17 protein-coding genes are annotated in these 15,666 nt (G+C 65.0%); 8 read left to right on the top strand and 9 right to left on the bottom strand.

All coding sequences use genetic code 11. From position 1 onward, the window contains the following. A partial coding sequence (locus tag M653_RS0106390) for a transposase (RefSeq protein WP_027142576.1) occupies positions 1 to 290 on the top strand: 290 nt, incomplete at its 5' end. An 83-nt stretch (positions 291 to 373) separates the two neighbouring features. On the opposite strand, the gene M653_RS0106385 is transcribed toward M653_RS0106390, so the two are convergent. Then, positions 374 to 718 carry an antibiotic biosynthesis monooxygenase gene (locus M653_RS0106385; RefSeq protein ID WP_027142575.1) on the bottom strand — a complete coding sequence of 115 codons (345 nt, stop codon included), beginning with the start codon at positions 716 to 718 and terminating at the stop codon, positions 374 to 376. Further along, complete coding sequence (locus tag M653_RS0106380; protein WP_027142574.1) at positions 715 to 1,047, bottom strand: NIPSNAP family protein; 333 nt, start codon at positions 1,045 to 1,047, stop codon at positions 715 to 717. The genes M653_RS0106385 and M653_RS0106380 overlap by 4 nt, the downstream gene beginning before the upstream one ends. Before the next feature lie 164 nt (positions 1,048 to 1,211). Between M653_RS0106380 and M653_RS1000000136590 the strand changes: the two genes are divergently transcribed. After that, positions 1,212 to 1,415, top strand: a complete 204-nt coding sequence (locus M653_RS1000000136590) for a hypothetical protein (protein ID WP_027142573.1) — start codon at positions 1,212 to 1,214, stop codon at positions 1,413 to 1,415. A 10-nt stretch (positions 1,416 to 1,425) separates the two neighbouring features. Beyond that, positions 1,426 to 2,100: a winged helix-turn-helix domain-containing protein gene (locus M653_RS0106370; protein ID WP_027142572.1), complete on the top strand. Its 675-nt coding sequence runs from the start codon at positions 1,426 to 1,428 to the stop codon at positions 2,098 to 2,100. A gap of 209 nt (positions 2,101 to 2,309) precedes the next feature. Here M653_RS0106370 and ligD read toward each other — a convergent pair whose 3' ends face one another. From ligD to M653_RS0106355, 3 genes are all read right to left on the bottom strand, one after another. Continuing rightward, positions 2,310 to 4,832: a DNA ligase D gene (ligD, locus tag M653_RS0106365; protein ID WP_027142571.1), complete on the bottom strand. Its 2,523-nt coding sequence runs from the start codon at positions 4,830 to 4,832 to the stop codon at positions 2,310 to 2,312. 9 nt (positions 4,833 to 4,841) lie between these two features. Then, entirely contained in the window at positions 4,842 to 5,711 is an 870-nt protein-coding gene (locus M653_RS0106360; RefSeq protein ID WP_027142570.1) for a Ku protein, read from the bottom strand. A gap of 100 nt (positions 5,712 to 5,811) precedes the next feature. Next, entirely contained in the window at positions 5,812 to 6,318 is a 507-nt protein-coding gene (locus tag M653_RS0106355) for a ferritin-like domain-containing protein (protein ID WP_027142569.1), read from the bottom strand. A gap of 401 nt (positions 6,319 to 6,719) precedes the next feature. Between M653_RS0106355 and M653_RS1000000135355 the strand changes: the two genes are divergently transcribed. The 3 genes from M653_RS1000000135355 to M653_RS01000000132130 all read left to right on the top strand — a co-directional run bounded on the left by M653_RS1000000135355 (position 6,720) and on the right by M653_RS01000000132130 (position 9,280). Then, complete coding sequence (locus M653_RS1000000135355) at positions 6,720 to 6,860, top strand: hypothetical protein (RefSeq protein ID WP_084636462.1); 141 nt, start codon at positions 6,720 to 6,722, stop codon at positions 6,858 to 6,860. Between the two features lie 172 nt (positions 6,861 to 7,032). Further along, a complete protein-coding gene (locus M653_RS1000000134315) occupies positions 7,033 to 7,461 on the top strand; it encodes a DUF393 domain-containing protein (protein WP_245262067.1) in 429 nt (142 codons plus the stop codon). Between the two features lie 91 nt (positions 7,462 to 7,552). Continuing rightward, the gene (locus tag M653_RS01000000132130) at positions 7,553 to 9,280 is read left to right on the top strand and encodes an SDR family oxidoreductase (RefSeq protein WP_084636460.1); all 1,728 of its coding nucleotides are present in this window, start codon (positions 7,553 to 7,555) and stop codon (positions 9,278 to 9,280) included. Here the strand turns inward: M653_RS01000000132130 and M653_RS0106335 are convergent. From M653_RS0106335 to M653_RS0106325, 3 genes are all read right to left on the bottom strand, one after another. Then, positions 9,193 to 9,576, bottom strand: a complete 384-nt coding sequence (locus M653_RS0106335; protein WP_027142568.1) for a DUF1850 domain-containing protein — start codon at positions 9,574 to 9,576, stop codon at positions 9,193 to 9,195. The two genes, M653_RS01000000132130 and M653_RS0106335, sit on opposite strands and share 88 nt — an antisense overlap. Before the next feature lie 76 nt (positions 9,577 to 9,652). After that, positions 9,653 to 11,773, bottom strand: coding sequence for a TRAP transporter permease (locus M653_RS0106330; RefSeq protein WP_027142567.1), 2,121 nt, complete (start codon positions 11,771 to 11,773; stop codon positions 9,653 to 9,655). 233 nt (positions 11,774 to 12,006) lie between these two features. Next, a complete protein-coding gene (locus M653_RS0106325; protein ID WP_027142566.1) occupies positions 12,007 to 12,966 on the bottom strand; it encodes a TAXI family TRAP transporter solute-binding subunit in 960 nt (319 codons plus the stop codon). Positions 12,967 to 13,223: 257 nt separating this feature from the next. On the opposite strand from M653_RS0106325, the gene M653_RS0106320 reads away from it, so the two are divergent. Further along, positions 13,224 to 13,592: a YciI family protein gene (locus tag M653_RS0106320; protein WP_027142565.1), complete on the top strand. Its 369-nt coding sequence runs from the start codon at positions 13,224 to 13,226 to the stop codon at positions 13,590 to 13,592. Positions 13,593 to 13,599: 7 nt separating this feature from the next. Beyond that, on the top strand, positions 13,600 to 14,844 hold the full coding sequence (locus M653_RS0106315) for an RNA polymerase sigma factor (RefSeq protein WP_027142564.1): 1,245 nt from the start codon (positions 13,600 to 13,602) through the stop codon (positions 14,842 to 14,844). A gap of 34 nt (positions 14,845 to 14,878) precedes the next feature. Here the strand turns inward: M653_RS0106315 and M653_RS0106310 are convergent, their stop codons facing one another. After that, complete coding sequence (locus M653_RS0106310) at positions 14,879 to 15,505, bottom strand: glutathione S-transferase family protein (RefSeq protein WP_027142563.1); 627 nt, start codon at positions 15,503 to 15,505, stop codon at positions 14,879 to 14,881. Positions 15,506 to 15,666 lie beyond the last annotated feature (161 nt).

Raw genomic sequence — 15,666 nt, 5'->3', positions numbered from 1 at the left:
CCAATAGAGCCATTGCCAAGCTGGCCGGCCTGGCTCCGATCGCCAATGACAGCGGCAAGCGCAGCGGCCGAAGACCGGTGCGTGGCGGCCGTGCGGGACCGCGAGGCGTCCTCTTCCTCGTTGCCAGCATCGTTGCCAAATATGATCCGCATCTGNCCGCTTTCCAGCAAAGGTTGCAGGCCGCCGGAAAGGAAAAGATGGTCATCCGCATCGCTCTCGCCAGAAAGCTGCTCGTCATTCTCAATGCAAAAGCACGCGATGCGCGAAGCGAGTTCGCAAATGCAACTTGACACCTCAGATAGTCGCTCATCCGTCTCGGCGCTGACGCGCCGATCCACCTTCTCCCACAAGGGGAGAAGGAAGAAGCGTCGCGCTACCCATTCACCGCCCGGCTGTCCGCCGGCGCCTCGTCTCTTTCCGTCAGCCCATAATCCCGCACCACATGCGCGATCCGCAATCTATAGCCGGCAAAGATGCCGCCCCGCCCTGCCTTCTGTGCCTGTCGGTGTTCTTCGGTATTGCGCCAGGCCTTGACCGCCTCCTCGTCACGCCAGAACGACAGCGACAGGATCCGGTTCGGGTCGGCCAGGCTCTGGAAGCGCTCGATGGAGATGAACCCATCGATGCCGTCGAGCAGCGGCCGCAGATCGGCGGCGATGCTCAGATAAGCCTCGCGCCGTCCGTCCGCCGGCTGCACCTCGAAGATGACGGCGATCATAGCTTCACCAGTGGCGCGTGCGGGCCGGAAGCCAGTTTCAGGAACATGCGGTCCTCCCTGATGATGAAGCGTTCGCGGCGGGCGAACTCGTAGTTTGCCTTGCCGGCGGGGTCGGCGGCAAGCCGGGCCCGATAGGCTTCGTAGGCGGCCAGGTTCTCGATGTTGTAGGCGGCATAGGCCGTCGTGGCCGAGCCCTCATGCGGCGCGAAATAGCCGATCAGATCGGCGCCGCAGCGCGGAATGGCCTGGCCCCAGTTACGGGCATACTCCTCGAAGGCGGCCTTGCCGAACGGGTCGATCTCGTAGCGGATGAAGCAGGTGATGGTCATCTCGGTCTCTCCTTGAAGAGTGTTTTTGCGTCGATGGTTCGAGCGGCGTCGAACCGTTGTATCGTCCGATCTGCTAGGCAAATGTCCTGGCCTCACGCCTGCCAGAAGGATTTCGCGCATTCGCGGCTCACATCTTCCCGTGTCAGGCNGAGGTCGCGCGGCAGATGGTCGTCGATCTCGCGGAGGTCGCGGCGTTGCAAATGGCGGGGTCATACCACCGGGCCGGCAGCCGCGAGCGGACCCAGCTGATGAACGGGAACGATCGGCGGCGGGGCAACGGTGCGGGGGTGAAAGCGATTCGTGCGGCCATCGTCGTCTCCTTGATCTGGTCGGAGAATAATGTTTACCTGACAAGAATGCTTCGATGAGGATCAAACCATGCGTGAAGGACCCGATATTGCCCGCATCGCCAGCCTGGTCGGCGATCCGGCCCGCGCCAACATGCTGAACGCCCTGATGGGCGGCACGGCATTGACGGCGAGCGAACTGGCGCTGGAGGCCGGCGTGTCGCTGCCGACCGCCTCCTCGCATCTGTCCAAACTGGTGGAGGGCGGGTTGCTGACCTTGGCCAGCCAGGGCCGGCATCGTTATTACGGGCTGGCCGGCCCGCAGGTGGCAGGCATGATCGAAGCCATCACCGGCGTGGCCGAAGCCGTTGGCCCCAAGCGCGTACGGCCGGGCCCTCGCGACGGCGCGATGCGCATCGCGCGCGTCTGCTACGATCACCTTGCCGGCGAGCAGGCCGTTGAGATGCTGGATCGCCTTGTCGAGAAAAACATCCTGGTCCGAGACGACAAGGAGATCAGGCTCGGGCCCTCCGCCGCATCACACTTCGCGGCGATAGGCATCGATGTCTACACCAAGCCGCGGCGGCCGGTGTGCCGCGCCTGCCTCGACTGGAGCGTGCGGCGCTCGCACCTCGCCGGGACGCTGGGCGCCGCCATCCTCGACAAGATACTTGCCGAGAAATGGGCGCGCCGCGAGAAGGACAGCCGCGCCGTGGTGTTTTCGCCGCCGGGCAAGCAGGCGTTCGAGAGGGTGTTTTTGGGGTAATGGATTACGGAGACCTCGGCGGGACAGCGCCCCCCTCTGCCCTGCCGGGCATCTCCCCCTCAAGGGGGGAGATCGGCAGTTCGATGCCTGGCACCTTCTTTCCGATGTTGGAAATTAGCGAAAGCCGTCGTGACATCGATCTCCCCCCTTGAGGGGGAGATGGCCGGCAGGCCAGAGGGGGGTGGTGCCCCACGGCGTCGAAAGTCGAGTTAGCCCCGCTTCAACACCTTGCCCTTCTTGAAGAAATCCGCCCACGGATCGGCTTCCGAAAGCCGTTTCAGCGTCGTCTTGTCGCCGATCGGGAAGGCGTTTGGCGGCAAGCCGGCCTCGATCTCGGCCCAGGTCACCGGCATCGACACCGTCGCGCCCTTCTTGGCCCGCGACGAGTATGGTGCGACGGTGGTCGCGCCGCTGCCGTTGCGCAGATAGTCGACGAAGATCTTTCCCGTGCGCGCCCTCTTCGACAGCGTCGCCGTGTAGCGGTCCGGCGCGGCTTGCTCAAGCGCCTTGGCGAAATCATGGGCGAAGCCTTTGACCTCGGCCCAATCCGCCGACGGTTTCAGCGGCACGACGACATGAAAGCCCTTGCCGCCCGATGTCTTGACGAAATTGGGCAGCGACAGCTCGTCGAGCTTGCCTCTGATGTCGAGCGCCGCCTCGCGAACCGCTTTCACATCGACGCCTTCGTCGGGGTCGAGGTCGAAGACGATCTGGTCCGGCTGTTCAAGCTTGTCGATCGTGCAGCCCCAGATGTGGATCTCGACCACGCCCAGCTGGACCAGCGCCGCGATGCCGTCGAAATCGCGGATGAACAGGATTTCCTCGCCATCCGTGGGATCCCTGGTCTTCTCGATCTTCGCATGCATGCCGGCCGAGGCATGCTTCTGGAAGAAGCGCTGGCCGCCGACGCCATCCGGCGCCCTGACCAGGCTGAGCGGGCGCTCGACCACGAACTGCTTCATGCGCGGCCATACCAGCGCGTAATGATCGAGCAGGGCCCGCTTCGAGATCTTTTCGTCGGGCCACAGAAGCTTGTCCGGGTGGGACAGCTTCACGGTGGTTTTCGCCGCCGTCCCTGCCGTATTGGCGTTTGCCGCCGGCTTGGCCTTGGCTGGGCCCTTGCCTGTCGCTGCCTTATCTGTCGCTGGCTTCGGCTTTTCCTGCACGACTTCCTCCGCCGGCTTGTCCTCGCGCAGCCCTTGGAACGAAGCATGGCGTATTATACGGTCCGACGTCCAGCTGCGAAATTCCACTTCGCCGACCAGCTCCGGCTTGACCCAGACCAGGCCCTTGCCCTTCGGCACGGCCGCATCGAAGGGCGAGGCGTCTGTCTTCAGCGCATCGAGCTTCTTCTTCAGGTCGTTGGCGCCCTTGGTGGAGAAGCCGGTGCCGACACGGCCGGCATAGTGCAGGCTGCCGTCCTCGAAATAGCCGAGCAGCAGCGAGCGCAGGCCGCGTCCGGTCTTGTCCGACGGCAGATAGCCGCCGATGACGAATTCCTGCCGCGCCGTGCATTTCGATTTGACCCATGTCGGACCGCGTCCGCCGCGGTAGGGCGCATCGGCGCGTTTCGAGACGACGCCTTCCAGCCCCATGCGGCAGGCATGTTCCAGCATGATCTTGCCGGGTTCGGTAAAATGGTCGGAGAAACGCACCGCCGCGTTGTCGGCCTGCTCGCCGAGCAGATCCTGCAAGGCGTGCTTGCGCTCGACCAGGGGTTCACGGCGCAAATCCTTGCCGTCGAGCCGCATCAGGTCGAAGACGTAGTAGAGGAAGCGGTTTGTCCGCTTCGACGACAGATCCTGCTGCAGCAGCGCGAAGGACGACACGCCGCTGTCGGCCAGCACGACGATCTCGCCGTCGATGATGGCATCGCTGCATTTCAGCCCGGCGATCTCAGCCGCGATCTCGCCGCCGAATTTTTCCGTCCAGTCGAGGCCGGTGCGGGTCAAGAGCCGCACCTCGGTGCCGGCGATCTGCGCCTGCATGCGATAACCGTCGAACTTCACCTCATGCAGCCAGTCTTGGCCGGGCGGCGCGTCCCGCTCCAGCGTGGCCAGCTGCGGCTCGATGAAGTCGAGCTTCCTGGCGGGGTCTTTCGCCTTGCTGGCGGCCGGCTTGTTCGAGTGCCAGACCTTCGGCTTCTCGCCCTTGGCCGCCTTGCCTTCGCCGACCTCCTCGATCGTCAGGCCTGATTTCACCGACTTCGGCTCGTCCTTCAGAATGTCCTCGCCGGGGCGTGCGGCGGCATCGTCGGACTTGATCAGCAGCCAGTTGTCCCGTTTCTCGCCGGGGCGCGGCCGCAGCCGCACCAGATGCCATTTGCCACGCAGCTTATGCCCCTCGAGCTCGAAATTGATATGGCCCTTCTTCATCGCCTGGGCCGCATCACCCTCCGGCGTCCAGGTGCCCTCGTCCCAGACGAGGACCGATCCCCCGCCATATTCGCCCTTGGGGATGGTGCCTTCGAAGCCGGCATAGTCGATGGGATGATCCTCGACATGCACGGCCAGCCGCTTTTCGTGCGGGTCGAGGCTGGGGCCGCGCGTCACCGCCCAGCTCCACAGCACGCCGTCATGCTCGAGGCGAAAATCATAATGCAGCCTTGTGGCGGCGTGCTTCTGGATGACGAAGATGCCGCCGTGCTTCTTCCCGCGCGCAACCTTGCCGGCCGGCTCGGCCGTCTTCTTGAAGTCGCGCTTCGAATGGTACTGTTCGAGGCTGCTGGCCATCTCGTATCCTCAGGCCGATTTGCGCTTCGGCGCGACGCTTTTCGCCTTGACGCGTTTGGCCGCCGGCTTGGCTTTCGCCGAGGATGGCTTCGTTGATCCTGAATCCGACGACAGGCTCTTCTTCAGCGCGTCGAACAGGTTGACGACATTGGAGGGTTTGGGCGCCGCCTTGGTTTTCGGCGCCTTGTGCCCCGCCTTCTTGGCGCGGATCAGTTCGAGCAGGGCTTCCTCATATTTGTCCTCGAATTTCGAGGGATCGAACTTCGTCTTCTTCTTGTCGATGATGAGCTCGGCAAGGTCGGTCATCTCCTGGTCGGTCTTCACCGCCTCGATGTCGCCGAAGACCGTCTCCGGCTGGCGCACCGTATTGTCGTAGCGCAGCGTGGTCAGCACCATGCCCTTGCCGAGCGGCTCGATGACCACCGGACGCTCACGGCGGTAGAGGACGATGCGCGCCAGCCCGGCCATCTTCTTGCCCGCCATGGCGTCGCGGATGACGGCGAAGGCGTCTTGCGAAACCTTGTCGGCCGGCGCGACATAGTAGGGCGTGTCGAGATAGATCTGCCGGATCGAGGATTTGTCGACGAAGCCGTCGAGGCTCATCGTGTGCGAGGTTTCGATCTGCACCGCCTCGATCTCGTCCTCCTCTATATGGACGAAATCGCCCTTGTCGATCTCGTACCCCTTGATCTCGTCGCCCTCCTCGATCGGCTTGCCGGTCTCTGCGTCGACATAGATCCGCTTCACCGTGTTGCCGGTCTTGCGGTTCAGGATGTGGAACGAGACCTTATCGGCATGGGTGATGACATTGGTCAGTTCGATGGCGCAGGTGACCAGCGAGAGCTTCAGATAGCCTTTCCAGGCCGGGCGCGGCGCCATGATGATTTCCCTTGACAAAGATCAGCTGCAACGGACGACCACCCCGATGGTTCCACAGGCTGGAGCCGGCGCGGTTGCCGCCGGCCCCGGCTGTCAGCCCCTATTCGGCGGCTTGCAGGTTGATCTTGCTTTCCGCTATTTCGGTCAGCTTGCGATCCGTCGCCTGCTCTTCCCTAAGGTTCTTGGCCAGCACATTGGCGCAGTCGCTGCGGCCGAGCTGCTTGGCCCAGGCGATCAGGGTGCCGTAGCGGGTCATCTCATAGTGCTCGACCGCCTGCGCGGAGGCGATCAGCGCGGCGTCGAGAACATCCTTGTCGTCGACATCACCACTGACATCGTCGGCCTCCTCGAGAATGCCGTCGATGGCCGGGCAGTTCACCTGCTTGGCCTTTACGCCATGCAGCTCGAACACCTCTTCGACGCGTTCGATATGGCCCTTGGTTTGTTCGAGGTGTTTTTCGAAGCCGGCCTTCAATTGCGGATCGGTTGCCTTGCCGACCATCTTCGGCAGCGCCTTCTCGATCTGCTTCTCGGCATAATAGATGTCGCGCAGCGTGTGCACGAAGAGATCGTCCAGCGTTTTGATGTCCTTCGAAAAGAAACCCATGATTTCAGCCTTTCCATTGCTCTTGCTTGTGTCGAGAGTTGCGGCCCGCCAATGGCAGTGCCTCCGTGCCGGCAATGCCGGTCCTATGATCCCAACGTCCGCTGCGCGGGGCGGTTCCGGGCTACCTTCCACCCGGCAAGGAAATTCCAAGGGCGGCACGAAAGCTGAAACACAAGCGCGCCAAGGCGACATTCAAACGAAACATATGTGATGCAAAAGTCACACCGGGCGAAATGGCGACAAAAGGCACCGAAACACCCCGAATCAGCCGCATTCCGGCCACGAAGCGACGGGTTTTCGACCAGAAATTAACATCACGTTCACTGAGTATTCACGCCTCGATGCTATCGTTCCCGCAATTCGGAAGGGACATCCGAAAATCGGGACAGGGACCAGGTAAAATGAACTTCCTCACGCACCTCATCGGCTATGTCGCCGCCATCCGCGAATTCGTCGCGCCGACCTATCGGCCCGAGCGCTATTACATGCGCGGCCCGGGTCCGGCCTGCGCCCGTCGCGGCACGTCGCTGGGCGCGCACTGACCATGACCTTCGAAAGCCGCCACAACAGCCGCATCTGCAGGCCGGGCAACGAGACCCGCGCCACCGCCTATCGCCCGACTTTCACCGACAGACGGCGTGCGACATCGCCGCGTCTTTGATGTCGCCATCGGCTGGCTTAGTGTTCCTAGGGACATAAGCAGCCGAGGCCAGCGTGACCGACCGTCCCAAGCCGCCTTCCCTAGCCTTTGATGCAAGCCATCCGCTGATCGTCTTCGACGGTGCCTGCGTGTTCTGTTCAGGCTTCGTGCGCATGGTGGTGCGCCTCGATCGCAAGGCGCGCTTCCGTTTCGCCACCGCGCAATCGCCGCTCGGCGAGGCATTGTTCCGCAAATACAACCTGCCGACCAACGGCTACGAAACCAATCTCGTCCTTGTCGGCGGCGTTCCCTTCACCCGTCTCGATAGTTTTGTCGCCGTGATGGCCGAGCTTGAATGGCTTGGCGAGCGGCCAGGGCTTTGTTGCTGTTGCCGCGCCCGCTGCGCGACTGGCTCTACGATCGCATCGCCAGGGATCGCTATGCCCTGTTCGGCAGGAAGGACAGTTGCGACGTCCCGCCGGCCGAACTGCGCGGGCGGTTGATCGGCTAATGCATGTCGCCCGGAAGCGTCTTCGGTTCCGGCAACGACATGCATGAAATCAGAAGCTGTAAGACTGGCTTGGGGGCAAGCGCATGAAGCTTCTCATCGTCGGCGGCTACGGCACCTTCGGCGGCCGCATCGTCCAGCTCCTGGAGAATGAGCCCCGGCTGACCATCATGGTCGCCGGCCGTTCGCTGGCGAAGGCCGCGGCCTGGTGCGGACACCGCGGATCAGTCGCCGCGCGCTTGGTGCCGGCCGTGTTCGATCGCGATGGCGACCCCGCCGCGCAACTGGCGTCGCTGCGCCCCGACACGCTGGTCGACGCCAGCGGCCCGTTCCAGGCCTATGGCGAGGGCTGCTACCGGCTGGTCGAGGCCTGTATCGAACAAGGCGTCAATTATCTCGATCTCGCCGACGGGCCAGACTTCGTCGCCGGCATGCCGGCCTTCGACGCGGCCGCCAGACGGGCAGGGCTGTTCGTGCTGTCCGGCGTCTCCAGCTTCCCGGTGCTCACTGCTGCGGTGGTGCGCCGGCTCTCATTCGGCATGGCGCGGGTCGACAAGATCAGGGGCGGCATCGCGCCGTCCCCCTATGCCGGCGTCGGCGAAAACGTCATCCGCGCCATCGCGGGTTACGCCGGACAGCCGGTCACGCTGCTGCGCGGCGGCGTCAAGGCGCGGGGCCATCCGCTGACCGAACAGATGCGCACCACCATCGCGCCGCCGGGACGCGTGCCGCTGAGGAACACGCTGTTCTCGCTGGTCGACGTGCCGGACCTGCGCGCGCTGGGCGAATTGTGGCCGCAGACCAAAACCATCTGGATGGGCGCCGGCCCGGTTCCCGAAACCCTGCACCGCGCCCTGATCGGCCTTGCCTGGCTGGCGCGCATCGGCTTGGTCCGCTCGCTGTCGCCGCTCGCCCCGCTGATGCATTGGGTGTCCAATCGCCTCCGCTGGGGCGAGCATCGCGGCGGCATGTTCGTGTCCGTGCAGGGTGCCGACCCGACCGGCGCGTTGGTCAAACGCTCCTGGCATCTGCTGGCGGAAGGCGATGACGGGCCGCTGATCCCGTCAATGGCTGTCGAGGCGCTGGTCCGCAAGGCGCTCGACGGTCATGCGCCGGCGCCCGGAGCAAGGGCCGCCGTCAACGACCTCGAGCTTGCCGATTACGAGGCCCTGTTCTCCTCCAGGACGATCTATTCCGGCTTTCGCGATGACAGCGGCGATACCGACAGGCCGCTCTACGCCGATCTGCTCGGCGACGCCTGGCAAGGTTTGCCCGGCGAAATCCACGCCATGCATGATCGGGCCGGAATGGCCGAAGGCCGTGCCCGCGTCGAGCGCGGACGCAACATTCTTGGCCGGCTAACGGCATGGCTGGTCGGGTTCCCCGGGCCGGCCGCCGACATCCGGGTTCGTGTCCGTTTCGACGTCGACCCGGATGGAGAAACCTGGACGCGGACATTCGGCGCGCGCAGCTTCTCCAGCCGCCAGTTCGCGGGACGTGGGCTTGCTGAGCGCCTGTTATGCGAGCGCTTCGGCCCGCTGACCTTCGCCATGGCGCTGGTGGCCGAAGGCGACAAGCTGAAGCTGATCCTGCGGCGCTGGAGCCTTCTCGGCCTGCCATTGCCGATGTGGCTCTGCCCGCGCTCGACCGCCTTCGAGACCGTCGAGGACGGAAAATTCCGCTTCCATGTCGAGATTTCACACCCGCTCACCGGCCTGATCGTGCGCTATCGCGGCTGGCTGAAGCCTGTGGGTCCGCACGGCTCGAGCGAGATCGTGTCGCCCGCCGTCTTGCCGAGTGCCAGGCAGCCCTGAAGCGTGCACAGCGTCCAGCCATCGCCGGTCGCGCCGGAGGCGGCGAGCAGGACGCGACGCTGCGCCCCCACCTTGGGCGCATAAACCCACCAGCCGTCGCGCAGCAGGGCATCGTCCGGCGGCTCCATGCCGGCTCCCGAGCCCTTGATGCGGGCTTCGACCACTTGCAGGCCGGACGGCGTCACCTTCCAGTCCTCCTCCCAGCGCGTCCGTTCCACCGAATGGGTCCAGGCCAGCGTGAAGGTGGCAACGCCAAGCGTCACCGTCTTGCCGGCGGCGAGGATGCACAGGCTCATGCGCTTCCTCGTTTGAGCAGGATCTCCTGCGAAAACCGGGTCCCGTTTTTTGCGTTCGCTGACCTTCGGTTCGGGATCATGCCCTGGCCGGCGCCTGCCGCGCACGCCAGATATGCCAGCCGATCCAGGCCAGCGACAGCACCCATCCGGTCTCGTCGGTCAACGGCACCGCCGCCACCAGCAGCACGCCGGCGGCGAAGGCGACGACCCGCTCCCACCAGGCCATGCGCGCGGCAAGGAAGCCGACGGCGGCAGCGCCCCACAGCACGATGCCCATGCACGCCTTGAGAACGATGTAGGCGACCTCGACGGGATAGCCGAACTGGGCGGTGATCGGCCCGGCGTCCTGCAGCATCAAAGCCGGCGTGTAGACCGCCATGAACGGCACGACGAAGCCGGCAATGGCAAGCTTGGTCGCCTGGATGCCGATCTTGAGGCCGCTCTCCTTGGCCATCGGCGCTGCGGCGAAGGCGGCCAGCGCCACCGGCGGCGTCAGGTCGGCCATGATGCCGAAATAGAAGACGAACATGTGGCTGACCACCAGCGGCACGCCGAGCGACAGCAGCGCCGGCCCGGCCAGCGACGAGGTGATGATGTAGTTGGGGATGGTCGGGATGCCCATGCCCAGCACCAGGCAGGTCAACATGGTCAACACCAGGGACAGAAACAGATTGTTCTCGCCGATCGAGATGATCCAGCCGATGAAGGTGGAGGCCACGCCGGTCAGCGTCAGCGTACCGATGACGATGCCGACGATGGCGCAGGCGATGCCCACCGGCAGCGCGTTCTTTGCGCCTTCAGCAAGAGAGTCGATGCAGATTTGCAGCGTCTCGCGGCCGCCCTTGAAGGCAAGGCAGGCAATGACGAGTGCCGCGATGACAAGGCTGAGGATGTTGACGCCGAATTTCATGAAGGAGGCGGCGGCAAGCCCGAGCGCCAACCAGAAGACGACGCGGAAGGCGAGCGGCCCGATCAGCGCCGCCAGCGGCGTACCGAGGATCAGCACGATGGTCAGCGCGAGGCCCATCGTGCCGGCGAAGACCGGCGTGTAGCCGGCGAACAGCAGGTAGATCAGTGCCGCGAGCGGCAGCACCAGCGGCCAGTGTTGTCGCACCGCGTCCCACGGGTTTGGCAGGTCCGCCTTGGCCATGCCGCGCAGGCCTGCCTTGCCGGCCTCCAGATGCACCTGCCAGAAGCAGGCGCCGAAATAGAGCAGCGCCGGGATGATCGCCGCCTTGACCACGTCGGCATAGGGGATGTTCAGCGTCTCGGCCATGATGAAGGCGACCGCGCCCATCACCGGCGGCATGATCTGGCCGCCCATCGAGGACGTCGCCTCGACGGCGCCGGCAAAGGCCGAGCGAAAGCCGAAGCGCTTCATCAGCGGGATGGTGAACTGGCCGCTCGCCACCACATTGGCGACGCCGGAGCCGGAAATGGTCCCCATCAGCGCCGAAGACAGCACGCAGACCTGCGCCGGGCCGCCGCGCCAGGTGCCGACCAGCCCGAGAGCGAAATCGTTGAACAGCGCGATCATGCCGGCGCGTTCGAGGAAGGCGGCGAAGACCACGAAGATGAAGATATAGGCGGCCGAGACGTAGATCGGCGTGCCGTAAATGCCTTCGGTGCCGTAGGCGAAGGTGTCGACGAGCTGGGCGAAATCATAGCCGCGATGGATGAAGGGCGGCGGCAGATGATTGCCGACGAAACAATAGGCGAGAAAGATGAAGGCGATGACCGCCAGCGGCAGCCCCATCAGCCGCCTGGCCGCCTCGAACACCAGCACCACCAGCCCCGCGCCGACGATCAGGTCCGGCGTGGTCAGAAAGCCGGAGCGCCGGATGAGGTCGGTATAAAACACCCAGTTATAGAGGCCGGTGCCGAAGCCGAGCACACCGAGCGCCCAGAACGCGGCCTTGGCCGGCAGGCTGGTGGCGCGCAGATTGGCGATCAGGGCGAAGCCGAGCAGCAGCAGGAAGCCGACATGCATGGCCCGCACCACCTGGCTCGGAAGGCTGCCATAGGCGGCGATGTAGATCTGGAAGGCGGAAAAGGCGACCGCGATGGCGAACGCCGCCTTGCCGGCGATGCCGTCGCCGAAGCCCGGCGGCAACCCTTCGACCTGCTCTTCGCCCGGGGGGAGATGAGAGAGGGACGATTTGCCGTCGGCTATCGCTCCAAACGGTGTTTCGCTCATTGGATGCACTCCAAAGCAGGCGAATTGCAGTGCGAGGCGCCCCCCTCTGCCCTGCCGGGCATCTCCCCCTCAAGTGGGGAGATCGGCGGCATCGATATGGGCGCTCGTCCTGCAACGTCAGCGATTGGCGAAGGACGTAACAACGGCCAATCTCCCTCCTTGAGGGGGAGATGGCCGGCAGGCCAGAGGGGGGTGCTTGGCGAAGACATGTCCGATTGCCGCGCCTCCCTCCCTTACTTCAACAGCCCCTTTTCCTTGTAATAGCGCTCGGCTCCCGGATGCAGCGGCACCGGCATGCCGTCGAGCGCCTTGGCCGGATCGATCGCCTTGGCGGCGGCGTGCGCGGCGGCGAGCTGGTCGAGATGCTCGAACAGCTGCTTGGTCATCTGGTAGGCGGTCTCATCCGAGACATCGGCACGGGTGATGAGGAAATTGCCGACGGCGGCCGTGGCGACATCCTCGCTTTGGCCTTCATAGGTGCCCTTGGGGATGACCACCGACAGATAGGGCGAGCCGATCTTGGCGACGTCTTTGGGCGGCACGGCAACGACATTGATCGGCACGGAGGTGGCGAGGTCGCGGATCGAGGCGACACCCAGCCCGGCCGATTGCAGCGTGGCATCGAGCTGGCGGTTCTTGATCAGCTCCACCGATTCGGCGAAGGGCAGGTATTCGACGCGGCCGAGGTCCTCATATTTCAGCCCCGCAGCGGCGAAGATGGCACGCGCGTTGAGCTCGGTGCCGGAGGCCGGCGCGCCGACCGACAGGCTCTTGCCCTTGAGGTCGGCGAGCGTCTTGATGCCGGACTCCTGGCTGGCGACGATCTGGATATAGTTGGGATAGATGGCGGCGATGCCGCGCAGCTTGTCGAGCTTGCCGGGGAAGCCGGCCTCGGCGCTGCCCTCGGCGGCCATCTTGACGGAATCGCCGAGCGCGAACGCGATCTCGCCCTTGCCTTGCTGCAGGAGGTTTAGGTTCTCGACTGAGGCCTTGGTCGCCTGCACCTGCGTGCGGGCACCCTCGATGCCCTTGCCGTAGATTTCCGACAGCGCCACGCCGAGCGGATAGTAGACGCCCGAAGTGCCGCCGGTCAGCACATTGATGAATTCCTGCGCCTTGGCCGACACCGCACCAAGGCCAAGAGAAAGGGCCATCGCGCCCGCAGCAACGAATTTCGTTCTGAAATTCAACATCTGGATTCCTCCCTGAAATAGTGGCCGCATCACCTCCCTGATGCGAAGAGAGGCGAGTTTAGACAGCGAAAGAGAAATGCCAACCCGCAATTCCACGCGTTAGACGAATGGTTGAGAGGTCGCCAAACACATACCCGCTTGCGCAAGGTGCGGCCGGAGCCGAAAGTTTTTTCCGCAACCTGTCGAAATCGGTCGCCGACGCGCGACATACGTTCGGCCCGCAACGAAGCGGCCTTCCAAACCACGGGAGAAGACCCATGCGATACATGCTTTTGATCAACAACGATGAAGCCGCGCTGGCGAACACGCCGGTCGAGAAAGCCCAGCAGATGAGCGCGGCCTATGCTGCCTATACCGAAGCGTTGAAGAAGTCCGGCGCGTGGCTGGCCGGCGAAAGGCTGCGCCCGACCCAGGCGACGACCTCGGTGCGGATCGCCGACGGCAAAACCAACGTGATCGACGGTCCCTATGCCGACACCAAGGAGCAGCTTGCCGGCTTCTACATGATCGAGGCGGCCGATATCGATACCGCCATCGACTGGGCGGCGCGCTGCCCGGCGGCCAGCACCGGCACGGTCGAGCTGCGGCCGATCTGGGAAATGGCCGACTATATGCCCAAGAAATGACGGCGTGATGGACAGTCGCCCGGATATCGCCCGGGCGGCCGCCGAGGCCGCCGCCCGGGAGAGCTATGGCAAGCTGGTCGCCTGGCTCGCCGCGCGCACGCGCGACGTCGCCGCCGCGGAGGATGCGTTGGCCGATGCCTTTGCGGCGGCGCTCGAACGCTGGCCGCGCACCGGCGTGCCGGAAAAGCCGGAAGCCTGGTTGCTCGCCGTAGCCAGGCGGCGGCGTGTCGATGCGGTGCGGCGGCGGCTGACCAGCGAAGCCGGCCGTGACCATCTCAAACTGATTGCCGAGGAAGCGGAGGCACGCATGACCGACGAGGACCTGCCGGACGAACGATTGCGGCTGATGTTCGCCTGCGCCCATCCGGCGATCGAATCCGGCGTGCGGGCACCGCTGATCCTGCAGACCATCCTCGGTTTCGATGCCGCGACGATCGCTTCCGCCTTCCTGCTCTCGCCGGCCACGATGGGCCAGCGCCTGGTGCGCGCAAAGAGTCGCATCCGCGAGACCGGCATTCCGTTCCGCGTGCCGGAGCGGACCGAACTCGGTGAAAGGCTGGACGCGGTGCTGGAGGCGATCTACGCCGCTTTCACGGAGGGCTGGTCCGATCCGGCCGGTACCGAGACGCGGCGCCGCAACCTCGCCACCGAAGGGATCTGGCTCGGCCGGCTGGTTGCCTCGCTGCTGCCGGACGAACCCGAGGCGCTGGGCCTGCTGTCGCTGATGCTATTCGCGGAGGCGCGCCGCGCGGCGCGGCGCGACCCGGCTGGAGATTATGTGCCGCTTGCCGAGCAGGATCATGCATTGTGGGACCATGCCCTGGTCGACGAGGCCGAAGCATGTCTTCGCGGCGCCGCGACCAAGGGCGTCATCGGCCGCTACCAGCTGGAGGCGGCGGTACAGTCCGTCCATGCGGCGCGGCGGCTGACCGGCCGCACCGACTGGATCGCGATCCGCGAGCTCTATGACGCGCTGTTTTCGATCGCGGGGTCGCCGGTGGTGGCAATCAACCGCGCGGTCGCGATCGCCGAGACGGAGGGAGCGGTGGCGGGATTGGCGACCCTTTACGTGCTGGGTGACGACAAGCGGCTCAATGACTACCAGCCCTACTGGGCCGCGCGTGCCGGCCTGCTGGCCAGGCTCGGCCAGGGACCGCAGGCGGTCGAAGCCTATGATCGCGCGATCGGCCTCGAGCGCGATCCGGCGGTGCGCCGCTTCCTGCAGGAAAAACGCACCGCGCTAACACGGTGATATCCTGGAGCGCGGGGCCTTTCGGTCCGTCCGTTCAGGCCGGCCACATCTCGTGCGATGTGTTGAGCGTCTTCATAAGCGGATGCTCCCGCAATCGTGCCCAGAGGCGCTCGATATCAGGCCAGGCGGCCCGCGCTCTGTCGATGTCGGGATGCCAGGCCACCAGCATGACGAGATAGATGTCGGCCACCGACATCTTGTCGCCGGCGAGCCAGTCACGGCCGCGCAAGGCGGCATCGACGACGGCAAAACCGCGGTCCATCTCGGCGACCGCCGCCTGTTTCACCGCCTTCGTACCTTCGGCATCCGCCGTGTAGCGATGGGCATAGTAGAACCGCAGGATCGCCGGATAGAGGGCCGACGACATGAACGCCATCCAGCGCAGGAACTCGGCGCGCGCCGGTTCATCGGCCGCCGGCGCCAGACCGGCCCGCGGGTGGCGCTCGGCGAGCAGGATGCAGATCGCCGCCGATTCGGTGATCGAGCGTCCGTCCGGCAAGATCAGCACCGGCACCTGGTTCAACGGGCTGATGGCGAGGAAGGCCGGATCGGGCGCCTCGGTCTTCGGCACGTCGATCTGTTCGAAATGCACATCGATCAGCGCCAGCGCCGCTTCGACGACGAAGCCGCCGCTGCCGGGACGTGTGTAAAGCTTATACATGGAATTCTCCCCTCGGGCCGTCTTGCACGGGCCGGGGGGTGATATGACCCGGAAGCAGGGTCTGCTCAAGCTGCGCGCCGGCGGCCACGAGGAGTTTTTCAGCGGGCCAGGCGCTCGCGGGACCTTTCCTTCTCCCCTTGTGGGAGAAGGTGGCCTCGCGA

Origin of the sequence: Mesorhizobium sp. WSM3626, from assembly GCF_000513935.1 — a bacterium.
Lineage (GTDB): Bacteria > Pseudomonadota > Alphaproteobacteria > Rhizobiales > Rhizobiaceae > Mesorhizobium > Mesorhizobium salmacidum.
Note: the sequence above shows the minus strand (reverse complement) of the source record. Positions and strands in the feature narration are given on the sequence as shown.